Below are 20,385 nucleotides of genomic sequence, written 5' to 3' on the forward strand. Positions count from 1 at the left end.
ATGTTGCTAGGTCGCCACGTCGGGTCGGACCTCGGACTGGCGACGGCGTTCGCCGCGGCTCTTGACGAGCTTGGACAAGATGACGGCGATGACGAGCGCGCCGCCGTAGAAGAGCTGCTGGACGTACTGCTGCGCGCCCATGAGCTGCAGACCGGTGATTCCGGTGACCAGGAAGTAGACCGCGATGAGCGTTCCCCAGGGGTTGAAGCGACCGATCTTCAGGACGGTCGAGCCGAGGAAGCAGGCCGCGAACGCGGGCAGCATGAACGCCTGGCCCGACGTGGGGTCGGCGCTGGCGGTGGTGCCGGCGTAGATGACGCCGGCGACACCTGCGACACCGCCCGAGATGATCATCGAGGTCCAGCGCAGGCCCGAGACGTTGACGCCGTTGAGGCGAGCCACGTCGCGGCTCTGGCCGGCGAACAGCAGGCGCTGACCGAAGGCCGTGTGGTCGAAGACGTACCAGATGATCACGCACAGGGCGACGGCGTAGTAGAAGTCGAGGGGGATCGACAAGAAGGGCTGCGTCAGCATCGTGTCGGACAGCTGGCGGTCGACGCCGGTGATCGTCACCGAGTTCGAGACCCAGTAGATGATGCCCTGCACGACGGTGCCGATGCCGAGCGTCACGATGAACGGATCGATGTCGAAGCGGGTGATGACGAAGCCGTTGACGACGCCCACGAGCATGCTGACGACGATCGCGGCGATGACCGCGGTCCAGATGTTCCAGCCCTCGTTGACGTTCAGCACCGCGACGACGACCGCCGACAGGTTGAGGGTCGAGGCCACGGACAGGTCGTAGTCGCCGGCGCGCAGCGGGACGATGAGTCCCAGCGCGAGCACCAGCAGCACGGCCTGCGAGCCGAGCATGTTGGAGATGTTGGCCGAGGTCGGGAACGTGTCCGGCTGGAGCAGCGCGAAGACGAGGAACAGCACGGCCCACACGCCGAGGAGTGCGAACCTCTCGGGCTCCCCGGTGCGCTTGCGCCCGATCTTCTTCTTGGTGGTGCCCGGCGATGCCGGCGTGGTCGTGGTCATGACGCTTCCTCTGCATAGACGGCGGACGCGAGGGCGTCCTTGGTGATGTCGTCCCCGTTGAGCTCGGCTCGGACGTGGCCCTGGTCGAGCACGATCACGCGATCGGCCATCTCGACGAGCTGCTCGTAGTCGGACGTGGCGCACAGGACCGTCATGCCCTCCGCGACCGCGGCCCGGATGAGCTTGAAGATCTCGCGGCGGGCGCCGATGTCGACGCCTTGGGTCGGCTCGCTCAGCAGCATGACGCTGGGCGCGGTGTCCATCCACTTGCCGAGCAGGGCCTTTTGCTGGTTGCCACCGCTCAGGTGACCGAACTGGGCGTCCGGGTTGGGCGGCACGACGTTCAGCCGGTCACAGGCTTCCTGCGCCTGGACCGCGAGCGCCTTCCAGTCCACCCGGAAGCCCTTCGCGCGGTTGGTCAGGAACGGCAGCGACATGTTCTCCTTGACCGTCAGGCCGAGCACACCGCCTTGTCCCTTGCGGTCCGCCGGGATCAAGATGACGCCGCGGCGCATCGAGCTGATCGGCTTGGGCTTGGCGACGGTCTCGCCGTTCTGCAGGATCTCGCCCGCACGGGCACGGCGCGCACCGTAGAGCAGCTCGGGGAGCTCCTCGAAGCCCGAACCGGCCAGACCCGTGATGCCGACGACCTCACCGGCGTACAGGTCGAGATCGAGGTTGTCGATCCGGTTGCCCGTCAGCCCGCGCGCCGACAGCAGCGGCGGACGGTCGTCGCGGACGACCGCGGCGCCCTTGGCCACGTGCTCGTCGCGAGCGCCGAGGATCAGCTGGACCAGGTCGTCGCGGGTCGATCCCGCGGTTGCCCGGGTGCCGGCGGTCTCGCCGTTGCGGAAGACCGTGACCCGATCGGTGACCTGCAGGATCTCGTCGAGGTCGTGGCTCACGAGGAGCACCGCGTCGCCGTTGGCCCGCAGGCGACCCAGCAGGTCGAACAGCAGACCGACCTCGTGCCGCGGCAGGAACACCGTCGGCTCGTCGAGGACCAGGATCTGTCCCCGTCGGTCCGCGTCGGAGCTCCGCTCCTGACCGCCGACCGCGCGGATCACGGCGACCATGGCCCGCTGGACGGGGGTGAGCATGTCGATCGTGGCGTCGACGTCGACGCCGACGTCGAAGCGTTCGATGAGGTCGTTGACCCGGCGGCGCTCGGCCGCCCAGTCGACGCGACGCATCGCGCCGGCGTCACCGAACGCGTCGAGCGCCATGTGCTCCAGGACCGTGCCGGCCGGAGCCAGACCCAGGTCCTGGTGCACGAAGCCCATGCCCTGGTCCCGCAAGCCGCGCGGCCCGAACGGGCTGCGCAGCTCGCGGCCATGGATGCTGACCTGCCCGCCGTCGGCGTCGTGGAAGCCGGCCAGCACCTTGATCATGGTGGACTTGCCGCTGCCGTTCGCCCCGAGGAGACCGTGCACCTCCCCGGGAAGGACGTCGATGTCGACGCCGCGCAGGGCGGGCACGCCGTTGAAGGCCTTGTGAAGGTTCGTGACCCGGAGCAGCGGGGCGGGCGTGGCCGCCCCGCTGCCGACGGTCGAGCTTTGGGTAGTCATGGGTTACTTGAGGCCCCACAGCTTGAGGAACGCGTCCGGGTACTCGTCGCCGAATCCCTTGCCGCTCTGCGGCGGGTTGCCGGTCTCGTCGACGTTCGAGGCGTCGATGAGGCGCAGCGGTCCGGTCTCACCCTTGATCGGGTCCTCACCGAGCATCGCGCGGAACGCGACGTCCAGGTTGACGTACGAGACCCAGTCCGGGTTCTCCGCGACGTTGACCGCGACCGAGCCGTCCTTGACCATCTTGAGGATGGCCGGGGTGCCGTTGAACGAGTAGACCTTGATGTCACGGTTGGGCGCGGCCTGCTTGATGCCGGGCACCGCGTAGAGCGCCATGTTGTCGTAGATCGGCAGGACGGCGTTGATCTTCGGATCCTTCAGCAGCGCCGACTGCACCTGGCCCTGGATCTGCGTCGACCACTGGGCGACGGGCACGTTCATGACCGTGGTCTTGGAGCCGCTGGGGCCCTCGGACTTCAGGGTGTCCTGGATCGTCTTGACCATGCCGGCCGACGGGCCGGTCTCCGAGGACTGGATGACGAGCGCGTGGACCGGATCGCCCTTGAGGTTGGCGATCGCGTACTGCGTGAACAGACGGGCTGCCTGGTTGAACGGGGCGAACGCCTCGTACTCCAGACCCGGGGTGCCCTCACCCTCGCTGTCGCTGAGGTGGAGCGGGATGACGGGGATGCCGGCCTTCTTGGCCGCGTCGATCTGCGGGCCGAGGGTCTCCGCGAGCGGACCGTTCAGCATGATCGCTCCGGCCTTGGCGTTGATCGCCTGCTGGATGCCCTGCTGGAACGAGGTCTGCGTGCCGTCCGAGGGGAAGGTCACGAACTTGATCCCGGCCTCGGCCGCGACCTTCTTCATGGCCTTCTCGCCGACCGAGTAGAACTCGGCCTTGCTGTCGATCGGGATCGAGTAGATCGTCTTGCCCTTGAGGGACGAGACGTCGATCGGCGAACCGAGGTCATCGGTTCCGGGGATGGCCTTGGCCTCCTCGACCTTGGCCTTGGCGGCCTCGGCCTTCGCGGAGTCACCTCCGCCGCCGGAGCCGCCGTCGGACGAGCTGCTGCCGCAGGCGCCGAGCACGAGCAGCGCGGCAACGCCGGCCGCGAGTGCCGAGATCTTCTTGGTCTTCATCAAAAACTCCAATGTGTGGGGGTGGGGCAGGTGATGTGCTGTCGATCGCCCTCGAAGTGCCGCTATCGGTTTGCGAGAGTGGGGTCTTCGATGAGGTCGTCGTAGATCCGGGCGATGGATCGACGCTGGAACATCTCGACGAGGGAGTCGGGGTAGCCGACGTACTCGTCCGTGTCGACGTGGATGTTGTCCTCGAAGCGGATCTCATCGCACGCCTGATCACGGGTGTGGCCTGCCGCGATCGCGGAGGCAACCTGCGACACGACCTCGCGACCGAGCGCGCGGTAGTGGTCGACCACCGCGCGATCGGCGACTTCGCCATGTCCGGGAACCAAGTACTGGAAGTCGTACGCCGCGACGGCGTCGATCGCGTCGAACCAGTTCGCGAGGCGCGAGTCCTGGAAGGACGGGAGGCCGGCCTCGCACACGATGTCACCGGTGAAGATGACCGCGTCCTGGGGGAACCAGGCGAGCAGGCTGTTGGCGGTGTGGCCCGGACGGAACGTGAGCTCGAGGCTCGCGCCGGGGACGTGGAGGTCGAGCTCCTCGCTGAACACGACGTTCGGCACGCGCACCGAGTAGTCGTCGACGAGCGCGACGGCATCGGGATCGATGCGCGCGAACAGGTCGCGGAGGTACTCGTCGGTCGGCGCATCGGTCAGCAGGCGCTCGCGGGTGCCGCGGTGCGCGACGACGTCACCGCCCATCCAGAAGTTGCCGATCGTGTGGTCGGGGTGGTGGTCGGTGTTGACGATGAACCGGGTCTCGCCGAAGGCCGAGACCGTCTTGTTCCACTGCATCGCGTCGGTCGGGCGGTGCGGGGAGTCCACCAGGATGAGCTGGTCGTCGCCCACGATGATCGAGTTGTTGCTGCCCAGGTGGGCGGTCTCGACGTGGACGCGGGACGTGATCTGCTGCAGGGTCATGCGGGGTCCTCCTGGTTGGGCATCGACGGTCCACCGAGGAAACCGACGAGGTTCTCGATGCGCAGCGGGGCGAACACCTCGACGAAGACGGCCTCGCCCTCGATGCTGTGGCCGCCGTGGACCGCGCCACGCGGCACGATCGCGACGTCGCCCGCGCTGAGCGTCAGGTCGGTGCCGTCGATCGTGAACGCGATCTGGCCGCTCAGCATCACGATGGCCTGCTCGGCGTCCTCGTGGGTGTGCGGCGGCAGCTCGGTGGGGTGGACCCAGCGGATGTGGTTGACACCCATCTCGCGGCCGGCTGCGGCGCGCCGGAAGTTGTTGGGCAGGCCCTCGACCTCGGGCAGCTGATCCCACGCGGTGACGTACATGCGTCCTGCTTCCGCTCGACGAACTATGACGCGTGTCACGCTATAGTCGTTAACTGCAAACTGTCAACAGTTTTCAGTAAACGTCATGTTAAGACATGAATCACCCCCTGGAATGCCGACGACCCCGCCGACGGATCCGCTGGGCGGTCCCGTCGACGGGGTGCGGCGACACCTCCTGCGGGGGGACAGGGGGTGCCGGGTCTCAGTCGCTCGTCGCGGCGCTCGGCACTCCCTGCAGGTGGTAGACGTGCGACGTCGCGGAGTCGTGCCGCAGGCCCACCACGGACTGGTAGTCCGGCGAGTCGTAGAACTCGGTCACCCGGTCGAGGCTCTCGAACTCGACGAGCACGAGCCGCTCGAACTCCCGGCCGCCCTCACGGACGATCAGCTCGCCCTGGGCCGGGAAGGCGTGCGCCAGCAGCCGGGCGCCGTACTTCTCCAGGACGGGCCCGCTGCGCTCGACGTACTGCTCGTAGGTCTCGTGGTCGTGGACCGTGACCTCCGCGACGATGTAGCCGCGCCCCTGGCCGGCCGTCATGCGTCGATCTCCTGCAGCGTGCCGAGGAGGTCCGAGGTGGTCGAGACGTCCGCGTACTTCTGGCCCATGTCGAACAGGTTGACCTCGTGCACCAGCGGGCTGCGGTCGTAGACCGCGTCCGACGGCACGGCCACCTTGTAGTTGTACGAGAACGCGTCGACTGCGCTGCCGCGCACGCATCCGGACGTCGAGCAGCCCGTCACGACGAGCGAGTCGACACCTGCCTGCACGAGATAGCTCAGCAACGGGGTGCCGAAGAATGCGCTGGGGTGCCGCTTGGGCAGCAGGATCTCGCCCTCGAGCGGGGCGATGTCGGGGTGGAACTCGTAGCCCTTGTCGGGGATGTCCATGATGCCCGGCACCTTGGCGCCGAGGGCGCCGGCGTCGAAGGCCTTCTTGGGCGCGACGTAGGGATACAGCACGGGCCAGCCCTTGGCACGAAAGAGCGTGAGCAGCTGCGAGATGTTCGCGACCGCGTCCCACGCGACCTCGCCGCAGCTCGTCGTGAACTCCTCGATCGCCTCGTCGAAGGGGACCGGCTGGGTGCCGGTCGTGCGGTACTGCACGTCGATGATGAGCAGCGCGGGACGCTGCCCCATCCCGACCGGCCGGCCGAAGCCCGCGGCGTCGTAGCGCTCCTTGGTCAGGTCGTCGATGATCTCGCTCATGAGGGCTCTCCTTCGTGTTCTGCGGCGGCCAGTGCCGCCGCGCCGCTGCGCTCACGGCGCAGGAAGCGTCCAGTGGTCTCCTGGGCGAGCTGCCCGTCACGCAGGGCGAACTGCCCGCGCACGAGCGTGTGCACGACGCTCAGGGGCACCTCGGTGCCCTCCCACGGCGTGTACTCGGCGCCGGAGTGCTGGGTGGCGGCGTTGATGACGTAGCTGCTGTCGAGGTCCACGACCGCGATGTCGGCGTCCGAGCCGACGCGGATCGTGCCCTTCTGCGGATACATCCCGAACAGCTTGGCCGAGCGGGTCGACGTCGCGTCGACGAGGCGCTCGAGCGGCACGCCGCGGCGCAGGCCCTCGCTCAGCGTCAGGGGCAGGACGCCGCCGGTGCCGGGGAAGCCGGCCGAGGCCGTCCAGATGTCCTTCTCCTTGTTGACGCGGTGCCGGGCGTTGTGGTCCGAGCCGACCGTGTCGACCGAGCCGTCGGCCATGCCGATCCACAGCGACTCGAGATCGGCGCGCTCACGGATGGGCGGGTTGACCTTGCCGTACGTGCCGCAGTCGGCGCCGGTCGTCAGCGTCAGGTACTGGGTGCACGTCTCGACGAACAGGTTCTCGTACGAGCGACGCTGACGCTGCATGGCCTCCAGCGCGAGCTGGCTGCTGGTGTGCACCGCGTAGACGGACGCACCGGTGATCTGTGCCATGTACGCGACCCGCTGCACGGCCTCGGCCTCGACGAACGACGGACGCGACTGGTTCCAGGCGCTGAGCGGCCCGCGGGACTCGTCGATGGGCCGGTTCTTCAGCTTCCACACCAGCTCGATGTTCTCGGGGTGGGGATTGATCATGGCGCCGTTGTCGGCGGCCGTGCCCAGCACGTCGTACATGTAGCCGTCGTCATTGCCCGGCAGGCCGAGGTACTTGCCCTCGTCGCCCTTGAAGTTCATGAAGAACTTGAAGCTGGAGATGCCGAACTCGCGGATGTAGGCCGGGATGTCGTGCACGTGGGCGTCCGAGCCCACGACGATGTGGAAACCGAAGTCGACGTAGGAGTCCTGCTCCATGACGGCCTGGGCGCCGGGCACGACGGTGTCGTAGGGCTCGCCGCTCATCAGGTAGACGAGCATCGAGGTGATGCCGCCGGCTGCGGCCGAGGCCGTCTCCAGCCGGGCGTCGTCGGGGTCCTTCGGCACACGGATGTCCTTGCCGAGGTGCACGTGCGGGTCGATCGCACCGGGCAGCACGAGCTTGCCGTCCAGCTGCACGACCTCGCGCGCCTCGGCGTCGGAGTCGCGCGAGACGATGCCCGAGACGAGACCGTCCTTGATGAGCAGGTCGACGTCCGCGAGGCCGGAGCCGTGGAGGAAGACGCGTCCGCCCGAGAGGCGGGTGTCGTGCACCGTCGTCACGCCACGCCTCCCGTCACTGGGACGTCCGCCGCGTAGCGCCGGTCGAGCTCGTCGAACTCGGGCTTGCGCACGAGGGCCTGGCGGTCCGCCCAGTCGATCATCAGGTGGGCGGCGTCCTTGGTGTCGCCGTGCTCGGCGAGGTGGTCCATGACCTGGCGCATGCCGGCGACGGCGCCGCGCATGGCCGCGTTCGCGTAGAGGGCCACCGAGAAGCCGAGCTCGCCCAGCTCGCTGCGCGTCATGAGCGGCGTCAGGCCGCCCTCGACCATGTTGGCCAGGTGCAGACCCGGGACGTTGCGGATGATGTATTCCATCTGCTCACGGGTGCGCGGCGCCTCGACGAACAAGATGTCGGCACCGGCCTCGGAGTAGGCCGCGGCTCGGTCGCACGCGGCCTCCAGGCCCTCGGTCGACAGGGCGTCGGTGCGCGCGATGATCAGCATGTTCTCGTCGAGACGGGCGTCCACGGCCGCACGGACCTTGCCGACCATCTCGTCCTGGGAGATGACGCCCTTGCCCGCGAAGTGGCCGCACTTCTTGGGGCTGACCTGGTCCTCGAGCTGCAGGGCCGAGGCGCCCGCGCGCTCGAGCTGGCGGACCGTGCGCTGCACGTTGAGGGCGTTGCCGAAGCCCGTGTCGGCGTCGACCACCAAGGGGATCGACACCGCGTCCGCCATCGCTGCGACGTGCGCGACGAGCTCGGTCACCGAGAGCAGTCCGAGGTCGGGCATCCCGAGATAGGTGTTGGTCAGCCCGGCGCCCGAGACGTAGACCGCCTCGAAGCCTGCCTGCTCGATCACGCGAGCGGTGAGCGCATTCGGCGCTCCTGGCAGCAGGATCGGTCCGTCCTGCCGGCTGATCAGCTCACGCAGCTGAAGCGGTGTCGTCATGATTTTTCACTTCCCCTTCGGGATTCGTCGTCGAAGCCCAGGGCAGCAAGAGCGCTGCGCCTGGCGCGGTCAAGGTGTTGATGGACGAGGCGGGCCGCCTCGTCGGGCATGCGCGACTGCAGGGCAGCCACGATGTCTGCGTGCTCCTGGAGGGCCTCCTTGGCCCGGACCGGCGCCTTGGCCGACATCGAGCGCGCAAGATAGATCTGCGCCTGGGTCTCGAGGGCGGCGCGCTCGAGCGTCGCATTGGAGGCCAGGGCGAGCAGCCGCTGGTGGAAGTCGCGGTCCGGCGGATAGCTGCCGCCGGACTCCGAGGACATCGCCTCGGCGGTCTCGGAGACGAACGCCTCCAGCGCCGCGAGGTCCTCGTCAGCGGCTCGCTGGCACGCGAGCCGGGCGGCGTACATCTCGAAGGCCGTGCGCATGTCGTACAGCTCGTCCAGCTCGCGCGGGTCGAACGTGCGCACGAAGGCGCCTCGGTGGCTGACGATCGTCAGCAGGCCCTCGCCGGCCAGGTGCTGGATCGCCTCGCGCAGGGGACCGCGACTGATGCCGAGGGAAGCCGCGAGGGCCACCTCGTTCAGGCGTTCACCCGGGGCAACGGTCCCCGACAGGATCATCTCGCGCACGAGAGTCTCGGTGCGGCGCGAAAAGGTGCCGTCTCGGCTCAGCTCAGTCCCGGTGCCATCGCTCACTGGAGGTCCTCACGATCGTGGGCAGGTTCGCAGACAGTCTGGCTGATTCTGCAGGGCACGCGACCGCTGTCGGTGCGTCCACGCCTCATCCCCTCCATTGTGCGACCCGGTTCTGTCAACTGTCAACAGTTTGTCGACAACAACTGTGAGCCACGACTCCCCCTCCTCCGGCACGGCGGTTGGCGGTGCGGAGCCCGGTGGGCTATCGGAGGGCGAGGTCGACCGCGGCCTCGACGTGCAGCGCGGTCGTGGGGAACACCGGCACCTCGAGATCGTCCGCGCCGATCAGCAGCTCGATCTCGGTGCACCCGAGGACGATGCCCTCGGCGCCGCGCGCGACGAGCCGGTCGGTCGCAGCGAGGTAGAAGTCCCTGGACTCCGCGGTCATCACGTCGTGGCACAGCTCGTCGTAGACGATCGCGCTGAGGCGGCTGCGGTCGTCCGCGGGCGGCACCAGCACCTCGATGCCGTGGGCGGCCACCCGGTCGACGTAGAAGGACTGCTCCATCGTGAACGCCGTGCCGAGCAGCCCGACACGGCTGAGTCCTGCCGCACGGATCGCCGAGGCGGTCGTGTCGGCGATGTGGACGAAGGGGACCGAGAGCGCCGACTCGATGTCGGCGGCCACGTGGTGCATCGTGTTGGTGCACAGCACGATGAGATCGGCGCCAGCCGACTCCAGCCGGCGGCCCGCTGCGGCCAGGTGACCGGCCACCAGGTCCCACCGGTCTGCGAGCTTGAGCTCCTCGATGTCGGCGAAGTCGACCGACTCCATGAGGATCCGCGCCGAGTGCAGGCCGCCCAGCCTGGTCGCGACGGACTCGTTGAGCAGGCGGTAGTACTCCAGCGTGCTGACCCAGCTCATCCCGCCGATCAGGCCGATGGTCCTCATGGGTTCATGATCGGGGTGATCACCAGCCTCGCGGGGCCGCCGCGCTCGATGACCACGATCGCGTTCTGCCCGTACGCCGTCGCGAGCGTGACCGCCTCCGGCTCGGCCAGGTCGAGGGCGAAGAAGCCGTGCTCGGGCTCCCACTCGGGGTCGTACCCCACCCCGATGTGCGGCAGGATCACGCAGCCGAGCTCGCTGAGGTCGGCCTCCAGCCGGTCGTTTGCCTCGTCGTTGCTGTCCTGGTCGAGCGGCTCGCTGCGCGGGTTCCACCCGGTGATGAACACCCCGCTCGCGGCGCCGTAGTCGTCCAGCACCGCGTCGACCTCGGCCGAGGTCTCCCCGACGCCGACCGTCGCACGGGCGGAGCCGAGATCGTCCAGGACGACGTAACGGGTGCGCTCGTACTCCCGCACGAGGTCGGTGGCCATCAGCCGACCAGGTCCGTCACGAGATCGCGCAGGATGCCGAAGCCGTTCTGGGTCAGGATCGACTCGGCGTGGAACTGCACGCCGCGGTAGTGCGGCCCCGCGACGAGGTGGACGTCGCCGGTCTCGGGATCGGTCTCGACCGACACGCCCTCGGGCAGGCCGGACTCGGGGACCCGGGCCACGAACGTGTTGTAGAAGCCGACCGTCTCCGGCCGGTCGAGGACGGTGAGGCGGCTCTGCGTGCCCTGGAACACGATGTCCTTGAACACCAGGTCCAGGCCGATCTGGTGGCTGAGCGTCTGGTGCCCGAGGCACACCGCGAGGAACGGCCGCTCCGCCGCGAGCAGATCGGCCACGACGCCGTGCAGCACGGCCATCTTGGGGTCCGCGACGTCGCGGGGATCGCCCGGACCGGGACCCACAACCACGAGGTCGTAGCCGTCGAGCGCGCCCGGCTCACCCAGCGCGGGGGCGTCGTGACGGATGATGTCGGTCGCCATGCCGAGCACGCCGAACACGTGCGACAGCATGTTGACGAAGTCGTCCTCGCCGTCGACGATCACGACCCGCTTGCCGGTCAGCGACGGCACGGGGGCCGCGCCCGACTGATCGGTGAGCCAGAACTGGCTGAGCCGCTGGTTGCGCGAGCCGAGCGCGATGATGACCTCGTCCTCACGCGTGAACGCGTCGAAGCCCTCGACCGGCTCGGGCGCGGACTCGACCAGGCCGAACGCGCTGAGGATGCCCGAGGCCTTGGCCCAGGTCTCGGTCGTCTCGTACTCCGCGTCGGAGTCGCGGACCAGGGTCGCCCCGGCGGTGACCTTGAGGTTGCCGTCGAGATCGACATCGGCCGTACGGATGAGGATCGGCGCGTCAGCCATCGGCGCGCCGTCGTCGTCACGACCGATGAGGGCGGCGACGGAGGCGTAGTAGCCGCGTCCCTCCGACTCGTACTGCTTGATCAGGCGGCACGCGTTCTCGACCGGGCTGCCGGTCACGGTGGCCGCGAACATCGAGTCGCGCAGGACCTCGCGGACGTCGCGGTGGGTGCGTCCGGCCAGGAGGTACTCGGTGTGGACGAGGTGCGTCATCGGCTTGAGGTAGGGCCCGAGCACCAGGCCGCCCTCGTGGCAGATGTCGCACATCATCTTGAGCTCCTCGTCGACGACCATGAAGAGCTCGTAGATCTCCTTCTCGTCCTGGAGGAACCTGAGCAGCTCGCGCTTCTTGTCGGCGTGGGTCTCCAGGCCGCGCATGCGGAACGTCCCGCTGATCGGGTTCATGCGCACCTGGCCGGCCTCGAGGCTCACGTGCCGCTCGGGGGACGCGCCGATCAGGTAGCGGTCGCCGGTGAAGATGAGGAACGTCCAGAACGCGCCGCGCTCCCGCTCGAGCAGGCGGCGAAAGACGGTCAGTGCCCGCTCGTGACCCCAGTCGGCGACCTGCGCGCGGTAGTGGCGCCCGATCACCAGGTTCGCGCCCTCGCCGTGGCCGATCTCCTCGTCGATGATCTGCCGCACGATGCCGGCGTACTCCTCGTCGGACGTCTCGAAGCCACCGCGATCGGTGAACTCGACCGGCACGTCGGGCAGCACCGACAGGATCTCCTGGACCGGCACCTCGGCGCTGTAGGCGACCTCGATCGCCGTCAGCGGGGTGCCGTCCTGGTGCGCCTCGAAACCGCGCTCCCGCACCTGGGCGTACGGGACGAGGACCAGGTGGTCCCAGGCCCGCTCGACACCCGCCCGCAGCGGGATGTCCGCGAGCAGGTCGAGGTCGGTGCGCGGGCCGCCGACCAGCGTCACGGTGTCGGAGTCGCGCACGCGGATCAGCGCGAATGCCGGTTGAGCGAGGAGCTCGTCGAGGGAGGTCATCTCAGTTCCTTCACGAATGTCTCGACCGGCGGGGCGAGTGCGGCAGAAACGACGATGCCCAGAGCCGGCCACGAGGCGGTCTGGGCAAGATTCGACAGGCCACCCTCAGAGGTGGCGCCACCAGGAGAGGTGTCGGACTGTCATGCGTGAAGCGTATCGCAGGGCGACGACCATCCCGGTGGCTCGGCTGCCAGACTCAAGTCATGGACATCGACGTCGACCTGATCCGGCGCGACCTCGCGCAGCTGGTCAACATCCCCAGCGTCGGCGGATCGGACGCCGAGATCGCCGTGCAGCGCTGGTGCGCGGCGCACCTGACCGGCATGGGCCTCGAGGTCGACCAGTGGCGCCTCGACCTCGAGCAGCTGCGCAGCGCCCCCGACTACCCGGGCGAGGAGGTCGAGCGCGAGGAGGCGTGGGGGGTCGTGGGCACGTCCGGTGCAGGCACTCCGGCCCTGATCCTCAACGGCCACGTGGACGTCGTGCCGCCCGGTGACGCCGCGGCGTGGGGCAACGGCGATCCGTGGCTCGTCCGCGAGGTCGACGACCGGTGGTACGGGCGCGGCGTCTGCGACATGAAGGGCGGGGTCGTCGCGATCTTCGCCGCCGCGCGCGCGGTCAGCGAGGTGCCGCTCTCGCGGCCGTTCGCGATCCACACCGTCATCGGCGAGGAGGACGGCGGCATCGGGACGTTCGCGACCCTGCAGCGTGGTCACCGCGGCGACGCGTGCGTCATCGCCGAGCCGACGGCCGGCCAGGTCGTCGCGGCCAACGCGGGCTCGCTGACGTTCCGCCTGGAGGTGCAGGGGCGGGCCAGCCACGGCTCGATGCGCACGACCGGCCACAGCGCGATCACCGCGTTCGAGCTGCTCCACCGGGCGATCGCCGAGCTCGAGGCGGTCCGCAACGCGCATCCGCCGGCCCCGTTCGGCCCCCTCCCGTGGCCCATCAGCGTCGGCGTCATCCGCGCCGGCGACTGGGCCAGCACGGTGCCGGACCAGCTCGTGGCGGAAGGCCGCTACGGGATCATGCCGGGCGAGTCGTTCGCCGACGCCAAGGCGCAGTTCGAGCAGGCGGTGGCCCGGGCGGCCGCGACGGATCCGTGGCTCGCGGACCACCCGCCGGTCGTGACCTGGCCCGGCGGTCACTTCGCCGCGGGCGCGCTCCCGGACGGGGACCCCTTCGGCGCGCAGGTCCGTGACGCGGTCGTCGCCGCCGACGAGAGCGCACCCGAGCTCATCGGTGCGCCCTACGGCTCCGACCTGCGCCAGTACACCGCAGCCGGCATCCCGACCGTGCAGTACGGTCCCGGCGACATCGCCCGCGCCCACGCGGTCGACGAGAGCGTCGGCATCGCCGAGGTCGTGACGGCCGCCAAGGCGTACGCCCAGCTGATCCTCGCCCGCTGCACCTGACCAACCCCAACGCTGAGGCGCGCCTCCCGTCCGCTGAGGCGCGCCTCCCGTCCGCCGACGGGAGAGCTGCGGCCGCCGACGGGAGAGTTTGAGTCCCTTCTGCCATGACGGCGGCCGCGCGTCAGCGGACCGCAGGCTCGCCTCAGCGGACCGCCGGCGCGCGTCAGCGGACGGGAGGCGCGCGTCAGCGGACGGGAGGCGCGCGTCAGCGGGGGGAGGGGGTGAGGGGGGTGTACGCCTGGGGGACGACGTCGCCGCCGGGCTCGAAGTCGACCGGCTGCAGACCCACGGGACGGCCGTCGCGGAACGTGACGATCGTGGCCTGGGCGGTCCGCCGCAGCTTGCTGCCGAGCGCGAACGCGTACGCCGCACCGCCCGTCGAGCCGGTCGTCAGGGTGGTCGTGGACCGGCCGTTCTCGCCCACCGCGGTCGTCGGACCCACCTGCCGGTGCAGGTGACCGGACAGCACGAGATCGGCACATCCCGAGGCCGCAGCCTTCTTGGCCGACGACGGGCTGTGCACCGCGATGACGCTGACGTCGCCGGCCTCGCACGCCGCCCGGGTCAGCTCCTCGTCCTGGGCCGCGAGCGCGGCGGCATTGTCGTCGGCGTCGCCGAAGTAGCCGGCGGTCAGACCCGAGCTGCGCGGATCGCTGCTGCCGATGAACCGCACGCCGCCCACGGTCACTGGCTTCCCGTCGAGCAGGGTGAAGCCCTTGTCCTTCATCTGGTTGCCGATCGCGTCGCCGGTGTCGTGGTTGCCCGTCACCGAGACGATGTCGAAGTCACGGAACTCGCGCGCCAGCGAGTTGATGCTGAACGTCTCCCAGGCCGCACCGTTGGAGGTGTCGTCCCCCAGGTCGATCAGCAGACGCGCCTGCGCCCGCTCCGCGATGACCCGCGCGACGGGATCCATGCCGATGTTGTCGTGCCGGTCGGTGACCACGAGCGCCGTCGTCTCACCCTCCCCCGGAGTGCGCACGACGGCGGCCTCGGCCGTCTCGGCCATGCGTCCGTAGAAGGCGACCGACGTCTGGTACGTGTCGATGGCCCCCTGCACGAGCGCCTTGCTGCCCGCGCTCGAGGCGCCCTCGATGATCTCGACCCGGTCGAGGACCGGATCGTTCGGAAGCACCGGGAACACCGTCCCGATCGGCACCCAGGACGCGGTCCGGCCCTCTCGGGGGCGATCCGGTGCAGCCACCAGCGCGACCGCCGCGACCACCACGACCACGGTCCCCGCCGCGCCGACGACCTGCGTACGGCGCGGATGACGTGCCGCCGCCAGGATCGCCCGCCGCCGGGGCCCGCCGATGGCGCGCCAGGCCAGCACCGCCACCAGGACCGTCAGGATCGAGACGCCGAGTCCACGCATCGCGGCGTCGGTCGCCATCGACACCACGGTGGACCGGACGGCCGCGATCTCGCCCTGCGGCTGGCTCGCGATGACGGCGTCACGGGCGACGACCTGGTTGAGCTCGGTGACCTCGCTGTCGCCCAGCCGGATGTCGAGACCGATCCCGAGCGGCGCCTCCGCGGGCACCCGGATCTGCGGGATCAGTGTGCCGAAGTCGAGGCGCGCGTAGCCGTCGAAGGTGGGACGGACGGTTGCGTCGTGCGCGCCGATCACGATCTCGCGATCGCTGTGGACGAACGTCGAGTACGCCGTGGGCACCCCGACGACCAGCCCGAGGCCGATCAGCAGCAGGACCTTGAGAACCGTCCGGGTCATGCGATCCGGCTGCTCCAGCGATCTGTCGTGCCCACCGTCGTGAGCAGCTGGGTCGCGCGGGTCAGCACGACGTAGAGGGTGCGCCAGCCGGCACTGGACTCATCGGTGATGCCGTCGGGCTCGACGACGACGACGCCGTCGAACTCCAGGCCCTTGGTGTCGAGCCCGTCGAGCAGCCGCAGGCGATCGGCGTGCCGGGACAAGACATCGGCCAGCTCGGCGCGGAGCGGCTCCAGACGCGCCCGCGGCGTCACGATCGCGACGGTGCCCTCGACGCGACCGAGGATCTCCTCGGCACTGCGCCGCACGGTGTCCGCCAGCTCGGACTCGGCGACCGTGTGGTGCTGCGGGGACTCCCCCGTACGGCGCACGGCCTCGGCGAGATCGGGGTCGGGCACCGCGACGGCGGCGACCTTCGCCGCAAGATCGTAGATCTCGGCGGAGTTGCGGTAGTTGGTCGAGAGCCGGAACGCGTGCTCGGGCTTGCCCTCGAGGGCGGACCGGCGTGCGGCGGCGGCCTCCTGCGGGTAGGGCCACGACGACTGGGCCTGGTCGCCCACGATCGTCCAGCTCGCGTGACGCCCGCGGCGCCCGAGCATGCGCCACTGCATCGGCGAGAGGTCCTGCGCCTCGTCGACCAGGACGTGCGCGAAGCTGTCGTCCTCGATGCTCTGGGTCGAGCGGAACCGGTCCACGCGCTCCTCGCGCTCGCGGCGCTCGAAGCTCATGAGCTGCTTGGGGTTGTCGTCATCGTCGTCGCCGGAGTCCGGGAGCTCGCCGATGACGTAGCGCAGCTCGTCGATCAGGGGGACGTCCTGGATGCTGGGCTCCTCGGACGCCCAGGACTCCTTGAGCGCCGCGATCTCCTTGGCGTTGAACGCGCCCTGGGCCAGCTGGTCGATCAGGTCCGGGAGCATGCGCCACACCTCGATCGGCTCGACCGGCGGCCACCACTGCTCGACGAAGTCGACGAAGCGGTCGTCCGTCGTGATGGTCTCGACGAAGCCCTCCTGGCCCTTCTCGAGGGCGCGCTCGCCGCGCACCTGGCGCCACAGCGCGTCGACCAGGGCCGACGGCACCTTGGCGTACGCCCGGTTGCGCTTGCTGCCGGCCAGCAGCTGGCGGCGGATGCGCTCGAGCTGCTGGGCGTCGAGGCGAAGGACGTCGTCCTTGTAGAAGTAGCGGAACGACGAGGGGGCGCCGGGCGATGGTGCGGCCGCGGCACGGGCGAGGAACTTGACCATCCGTGACGAGCCCTTGGCCGCGGCGGCGACCGGGTCGTCGTGGCGCGCAGCGCGCAGCCCGTCGACGACCTCGCCCAGCGATCGCAGGGTCACGCTGGTCTCACCCAGGCTGGGCAGGACGCGCTCGATGTAGCTCATGAACACCGAGGACGGTCCGACCACGAGCACGCCGCCGGACTCGAAGCGCCGACGGTCGGTGTAGAGCAGGTACGCCGCGCGGTGCAGCGCCACGACGGTCTTGCCGGTCCCGGGACCGCCGCCGATCGTGGTCGCGCCGCGGGCGGGGGCGCGGATGGCCTCGTCCTGCTCCTTCTGGATCGTGGCGACGACCGAGTGCATCGAGCTGTCGCGGGCCCGCGTGAGGCTCGCGAGAAGCGCGCCCTCACCGATCACGACCATGTCGTCGGGCGCGTTGTCGCCGTCGAGCAGATCATCCTCGATGCCGATGACCTGGTCGTTGGAGCAACGCAGCACCCGCCGGCGGATCACGCCGGCCGGCTCCTGCGCGGTGGCCTGATAGAACAGCGCTGCTGCGGGGGCGCGCCAGTCGATCAGCAGGATCTCGCGGTCCGCGTCGCGCACGCCGATCCGGCCGATGTAGCGGGACTCGCCGTTCAGCATGTTGAGCCGGCCGAAGACGAGACCGTCGTGCGCCGCGTTGAGGGCCGACAGCCGCTTGGACGCCTGGTAGACCATCGCGTCGCGCTCGACCAGTCCACCCTCGTTGCCGACGTGACCGCGTGCCATTCCCTCCACCACGAGCGACCGCGCGACCTTGGCAGACGCGTCGAGACGTTCGTAGACGGTGTCCACGTACGACTGCTCAGCCTCGATCTCGCGTTGCTCCGCGTTGTCCCCGCTCACCCGACTCCTTGTGCTGGCCTAGAGAACTCACAAGTGTATTCCGTCCCCGAAATATTCCGCAGGCAGATCGCCACCCGGACGCAGCCCAGCACGGCGACGTCGGCCGTCCTACGCTGGTGGATTCCCTTCCTCGACCTCGCAGGTGCACATCGTGATCAAGATCCTCGGAATCCTCACCGCCCTGGCGCTCGTCGGCACCCCGCTGACCGGCGCCCACGCCGCTTCGACCCGCTACAAGGTCTCGGCCACCGTCAGCGACGACAAGCTCGACATCACCTCCGGCGACGGGTCCAACCGGTCCACCCGCATCAAGGGCAAGGTCACCGGCGGGCCGGTCAAGGGCAAGCGGGTCCACATCTACTACCGCAACGTGAGCACCAAGGCCGCCCCTCGCAGGTTCCTGCGCACGGCCCGCCTCTCGTCGTCCGGCAGGTTCTCCACGACGTGGCGGCCGAAGGACGGCGGCCGGTACGAGATCGACGTGGTCAAGCAGGCCGGCAGCGGCAAGCGTGCTGGCACCGACCCGACCCGCGTGTACGTCTACCAGTTCGTGAGCCTCACGCACCTGTTCGATCGCGCCGCGAGCTCGGGATCGGGCTACACCGACCGCGAGAGGTTCGGCAACGGCACGTACTACCGCGACGGCTACGCGATCCTCGGCGGCGGCCGCGCGGTCTTCGACACCCGGGGCTTCCACTGCATGCGCGTCAACTTCAAGACCGGCCTGTCCACCCGCAGCTCCGCCTCGCGGGGCACGATCCGGGTGACCCAGCGCAGGACGTTGGTCACCCGTTCGATGAGCAAGGGACAGGTCTACAAGGCGTCCAAGACCGTGCAGAAGAAGATGAACGCGAGTGACAAGATCACCTTCTCGGTCGACCGGCGCGATGACATCGGTGACCAGTCCCGCCTGCGGTTCGTGGTCGGACGCCCCGTCGCTGCGTGCACCTACCCGACCCGCTCGGCCCCGTACCGCTGATCCCGGGCCGGATGACGACCGGATTTTCGGGACTCCCGCTCGGCCACGATCTGCTCTAGCATCGAGGGACTTTGGTCCCGGTCCGATGGAGGAGGTCCTGATGCGCAGGATCGGCGTGCTGCTCCTGGGGTCGGTCCTCACCTTCGGCCTGCTCACGCCCGCGGACGCCGCCCGGACGTTCTCGATCAGCCTGAGCCCGGCCCCGAAGGGCGCGACCGACGCGAAGAAGAGCTACAACGACACGGCGCTCGACGTCAGCGAGGCCACGCAGGACGGACGCGAGAGGACCACGATCCGGGGCCGGGTCAAGCGCGGCAAGAAGGCCGCGTCGGGGCGGGTCAAGGTCTACGCGACCAACACGTCGAGGCCCGGCAGCAGGCGCACCCTCCTCGGGTCCCCGAGGCTCAACCGCAACGGATGGTTCAGCCAGCGCTTCCGCCCCGGGCACGACCGCGCGGGCGTCTACCGGATCGAGGTCGTCAAGGGCGGCAGCCGCGGCTACGCCACGACCACCCGCGCCGTGACCGTCCGGGTCTTCCAGTTCGTCGAGGCCCTCAACGGCTACGACGCGGAGCAGCCCGGCGTGACGCCGGCGTGGAACGCGCCACCGGCCTACGGGACAATCCACCACCAGTCGTACGTCGTGGAGGGCGGCTCGACCGCGGAGTTCGACTTCACCGGCCACTCGTGCCTGCAGCTGAACTTCCGGATGGCCCGGTCCGCGGACGCGACGGTCGACGGGCGCTTCACGGTCACCCTCGACGGCCGGACCATCGTGCCCTGGACGACTCTCGCCGGCCGCCAGTACCTGCCCAGCAAGACGGTGCAGAAGCGGATGACCGCGGGCGGACGCCTCCGGTTCACGGTGGCTCCGCACGACGACGGCGACGCGACCACCGCCGATGACAACCGCCGGGTCACGATGGTCCTGGGACGGCCGATGGTCTCCTGCACGTACCCGGACCCCGTGGTGGCCACGCGCTAGACCGCCGACGCCATGAGAACCATCCGTACCTGGTCCTCCTGAGGGATAGGCACAGCCTGCCCCCGCATGCGTCAATGACAGCATGTCTTTTCCAGGGGTGCGTCGCTGTCACGCGCACCGTCGCGCCCCGCTGCACGCCGGCCACCGCCGTCGTACGTTCGGCGGCCGCGCCGGGCTGGTGCTGGCGTTCGCGCTCGCGCTCGCACTCGGCGTGGGCGGAACGGCCGCATACTCGGCCCTCTACGGCAGCATCCCGACGGCCGAGGCCCAGGACCGGGTCGTGGTGCGCGGTGGCGTCGTCCGGCTCGGCACACACGTGTACCTGCACGCCAACGGCAGCCACGGCGCGATCGGCATCACCCGCGTCGCCCTGGTCAAGAAGTGCCATCTGCGGGTCTACCTGGACCGCCAGCCGGGCGATCGCGTCGTCGCGGCCGTGGCCGAGGAGGATGAGGCGATGGCGCGCCTCGGCGTCCAGGCCGGCATCTCGGGCGGCATCGACGTCGTGGACGTGCGCCTCTACCGAGCCGGCAGACGGGTGTGCGCGAACGACAGGATTTTCGGCGGCCGATCGAATCTCTGGATCAGCGTGACGACGCTGGCACGGACACCGCGGAAGCCGGCCACACCAGCACCGGCCCAGCCGACAGTGCCGGCTGCACCAGCGCCACCGACGTCGTCCGTCGAGCCGGCAGCAGCCCCCGGCTGACCCGGCCCGCC

General features: G+C 69.7%; 19 protein-coding genes. 4 read left to right on the forward strand and 15 right to left on the reverse strand.

From position 1 onward, the window contains the following. Positions 1–6: 6 nt before the first annotated feature. The 13 genes from GEV26_RS17100 to GEV26_RS17160 form a co-directional block, all read right to left on the reverse strand. Positions 7–1,041 carry an ABC transporter permease gene (locus tag GEV26_RS17100; protein ID WP_153654757.1) on the reverse strand — a complete coding sequence of 345 codons (1,035 nt, stop codon included), beginning with the start codon at positions 1,039–1,041 and terminating at the stop codon, positions 7–9. After that, a complete protein-coding gene (locus GEV26_RS17105; RefSeq protein WP_153654758.1) occupies positions 1,038–2,609 on the reverse strand; it encodes a sugar ABC transporter ATP-binding protein in 1,572 nt (523 codons plus the stop codon). The genes GEV26_RS17100 and GEV26_RS17105 overlap by 4 nt, the downstream gene beginning before the upstream one ends. Before the next feature lie 3 nt (positions 2,610–2,612). Further along, positions 2,613–3,752 carry a sugar ABC transporter substrate-binding protein gene (locus GEV26_RS17110; RefSeq protein ID WP_153654759.1) on the reverse strand — a complete coding sequence of 380 codons (1,140 nt, stop codon included), beginning with the start codon at positions 3,750–3,752 and terminating at the stop codon, positions 2,613–2,615. Between the two features lie 62 nt (positions 3,753–3,814). Beyond that, on the reverse strand, positions 3,815–4,678 hold the full coding sequence (locus tag GEV26_RS17115; RefSeq protein WP_153654760.1) for an MBL fold metallo-hydrolase: 864 nt from the start codon (positions 4,676–4,678) through the stop codon (positions 3,815–3,817). Then, positions 4,675–5,049, reverse strand: a complete 375-nt coding sequence (locus GEV26_RS17120) for a cupin domain-containing protein (protein WP_153654761.1) — start codon at positions 5,047–5,049, stop codon at positions 4,675–4,677. The genes GEV26_RS17115 and GEV26_RS17120 overlap by 4 nt, the downstream gene beginning before the upstream one ends. 202 nt (positions 5,050–5,251) lie before the next feature. Next, complete coding sequence (locus GEV26_RS17125; RefSeq protein ID WP_153654762.1) at positions 5,252–5,587, reverse strand: DUF1330 domain-containing protein; 336 nt, start codon at positions 5,585–5,587, stop codon at positions 5,252–5,254. Continuing rightward, on the reverse strand, positions 5,584–6,255 hold the full coding sequence (locus tag GEV26_RS17130) for an isochorismatase family protein (RefSeq protein ID WP_153654763.1): 672 nt from the start codon (positions 6,253–6,255) through the stop codon (positions 5,584–5,586). Before GEV26_RS17130 ends, GEV26_RS17125 begins: the two co-directional genes overlap by 4 nt. Continuing rightward, positions 6,252–7,667 (reverse strand): dihydroorotase, encoded by a 1,416-nt coding sequence (locus GEV26_RS17135; protein WP_194839906.1) that lies wholly within the window; start codon positions 7,665–7,667, stop codon positions 6,252–6,254. Before GEV26_RS17135 ends, GEV26_RS17130 begins: the two co-directional genes overlap by 4 nt. Beyond that, positions 7,664–8,557, reverse strand: a complete 894-nt coding sequence (locus GEV26_RS17140) for an isocitrate lyase/PEP mutase family protein (protein WP_153654765.1) — start codon at positions 8,555–8,557, stop codon at positions 7,664–7,666. The genes GEV26_RS17135 and GEV26_RS17140 overlap by 4 nt, the downstream gene beginning before the upstream one ends. Continuing rightward, positions 8,554–9,252, reverse strand: a complete 699-nt coding sequence (locus tag GEV26_RS17145; protein WP_153654766.1) for a GntR family transcriptional regulator — start codon at positions 9,250–9,252, stop codon at positions 8,554–8,556. Before GEV26_RS17145 ends, GEV26_RS17140 begins: the two co-directional genes overlap by 4 nt. Positions 9,253–9,454: 202 nt before the next feature. Next, complete coding sequence (locus tag GEV26_RS17150) at positions 9,455–10,144, reverse strand: aspartate/glutamate racemase family protein (protein ID WP_153654767.1); 690 nt, start codon at positions 10,142–10,144, stop codon at positions 9,455–9,457. Continuing rightward, entirely contained in the window at positions 10,141–10,572 is a 432-nt protein-coding gene (locus tag GEV26_RS17155; protein ID WP_153654768.1) for a DUF3293 domain-containing protein, read from the reverse strand. Before GEV26_RS17155 ends, GEV26_RS17150 begins: the two co-directional genes overlap by 4 nt. Beyond that, on the reverse strand, positions 10,572–12,446 hold the full coding sequence (locus GEV26_RS17160; RefSeq protein ID WP_153654769.1) for an anthranilate synthase family protein: 1,875 nt from the start codon (positions 12,444–12,446) through the stop codon (positions 10,572–10,574). The genes GEV26_RS17155 and GEV26_RS17160 overlap by 1 nt, the downstream gene beginning before the upstream one ends. 203 nt (positions 12,447–12,649) lie before the next feature. On the opposite strand from GEV26_RS17160, the gene GEV26_RS17165 reads away from it, so the two are divergent. Beyond that, complete coding sequence (locus tag GEV26_RS17165) at positions 12,650–13,861, forward strand: ArgE/DapE family deacylase (protein WP_153654770.1); 1,212 nt, start codon at positions 12,650–12,652, stop codon at positions 13,859–13,861. 205 nt (positions 13,862–14,066) lie between these two features. Here GEV26_RS17165 and GEV26_RS17170 read toward each other — a convergent pair whose 3' ends face one another. Then, positions 14,067–15,593 (reverse strand): metallophosphoesterase family protein, encoded by a 1,527-nt coding sequence (locus tag GEV26_RS17170; protein ID WP_153654771.1) that lies wholly within the window; start codon positions 15,591–15,593, stop codon positions 14,067–14,069. Beyond that, a complete protein-coding gene (locus tag GEV26_RS17175) occupies positions 15,590–17,701 on the reverse strand; it encodes a HelD family protein (RefSeq protein WP_153654772.1) in 2,112 nt (703 codons plus the stop codon). Before GEV26_RS17175 ends, GEV26_RS17170 begins: the two co-directional genes overlap by 4 nt. A 151-nt stretch (positions 17,702–17,852) precedes the next feature. Between GEV26_RS17175 and GEV26_RS17180 the strand changes: the two genes are divergently transcribed. The 3 genes from GEV26_RS17180 to GEV26_RS17190 all read left to right on the forward strand — a co-directional run bounded on the left by GEV26_RS17180 (position 17,853) and on the right by GEV26_RS17190 (position 20,374). Beyond that, entirely contained in the window at positions 17,853–18,680 is an 828-nt protein-coding gene (locus GEV26_RS17180) for a LamG domain-containing protein (RefSeq protein WP_153654773.1), read from the forward strand. 100 nt (positions 18,681–18,780) lie between these two features. After that, positions 18,781–19,665 carry a hypothetical protein gene (locus GEV26_RS17185; RefSeq protein WP_153654774.1) on the forward strand — a complete coding sequence of 295 codons (885 nt, stop codon included), beginning with the start codon at positions 18,781–18,783 and terminating at the stop codon, positions 19,663–19,665. An 82-nt stretch (positions 19,666–19,747) separates the two neighbouring features. Further along, positions 19,748–20,374, forward strand: a complete 627-nt coding sequence (locus tag GEV26_RS17190) for a hypothetical protein (protein WP_153654775.1) — start codon at positions 19,748–19,750, stop codon at positions 20,372–20,374. Positions 20,375–20,385: the final 11 nt, after the last annotated feature.

Source organism: Aeromicrobium yanjiei (assembly GCF_009649075.1).
GTDB classification, from domain to species: Bacteria; Actinomycetota; Actinomycetes; order Propionibacteriales; family Nocardioidaceae; genus Aeromicrobium; species Aeromicrobium yanjiei.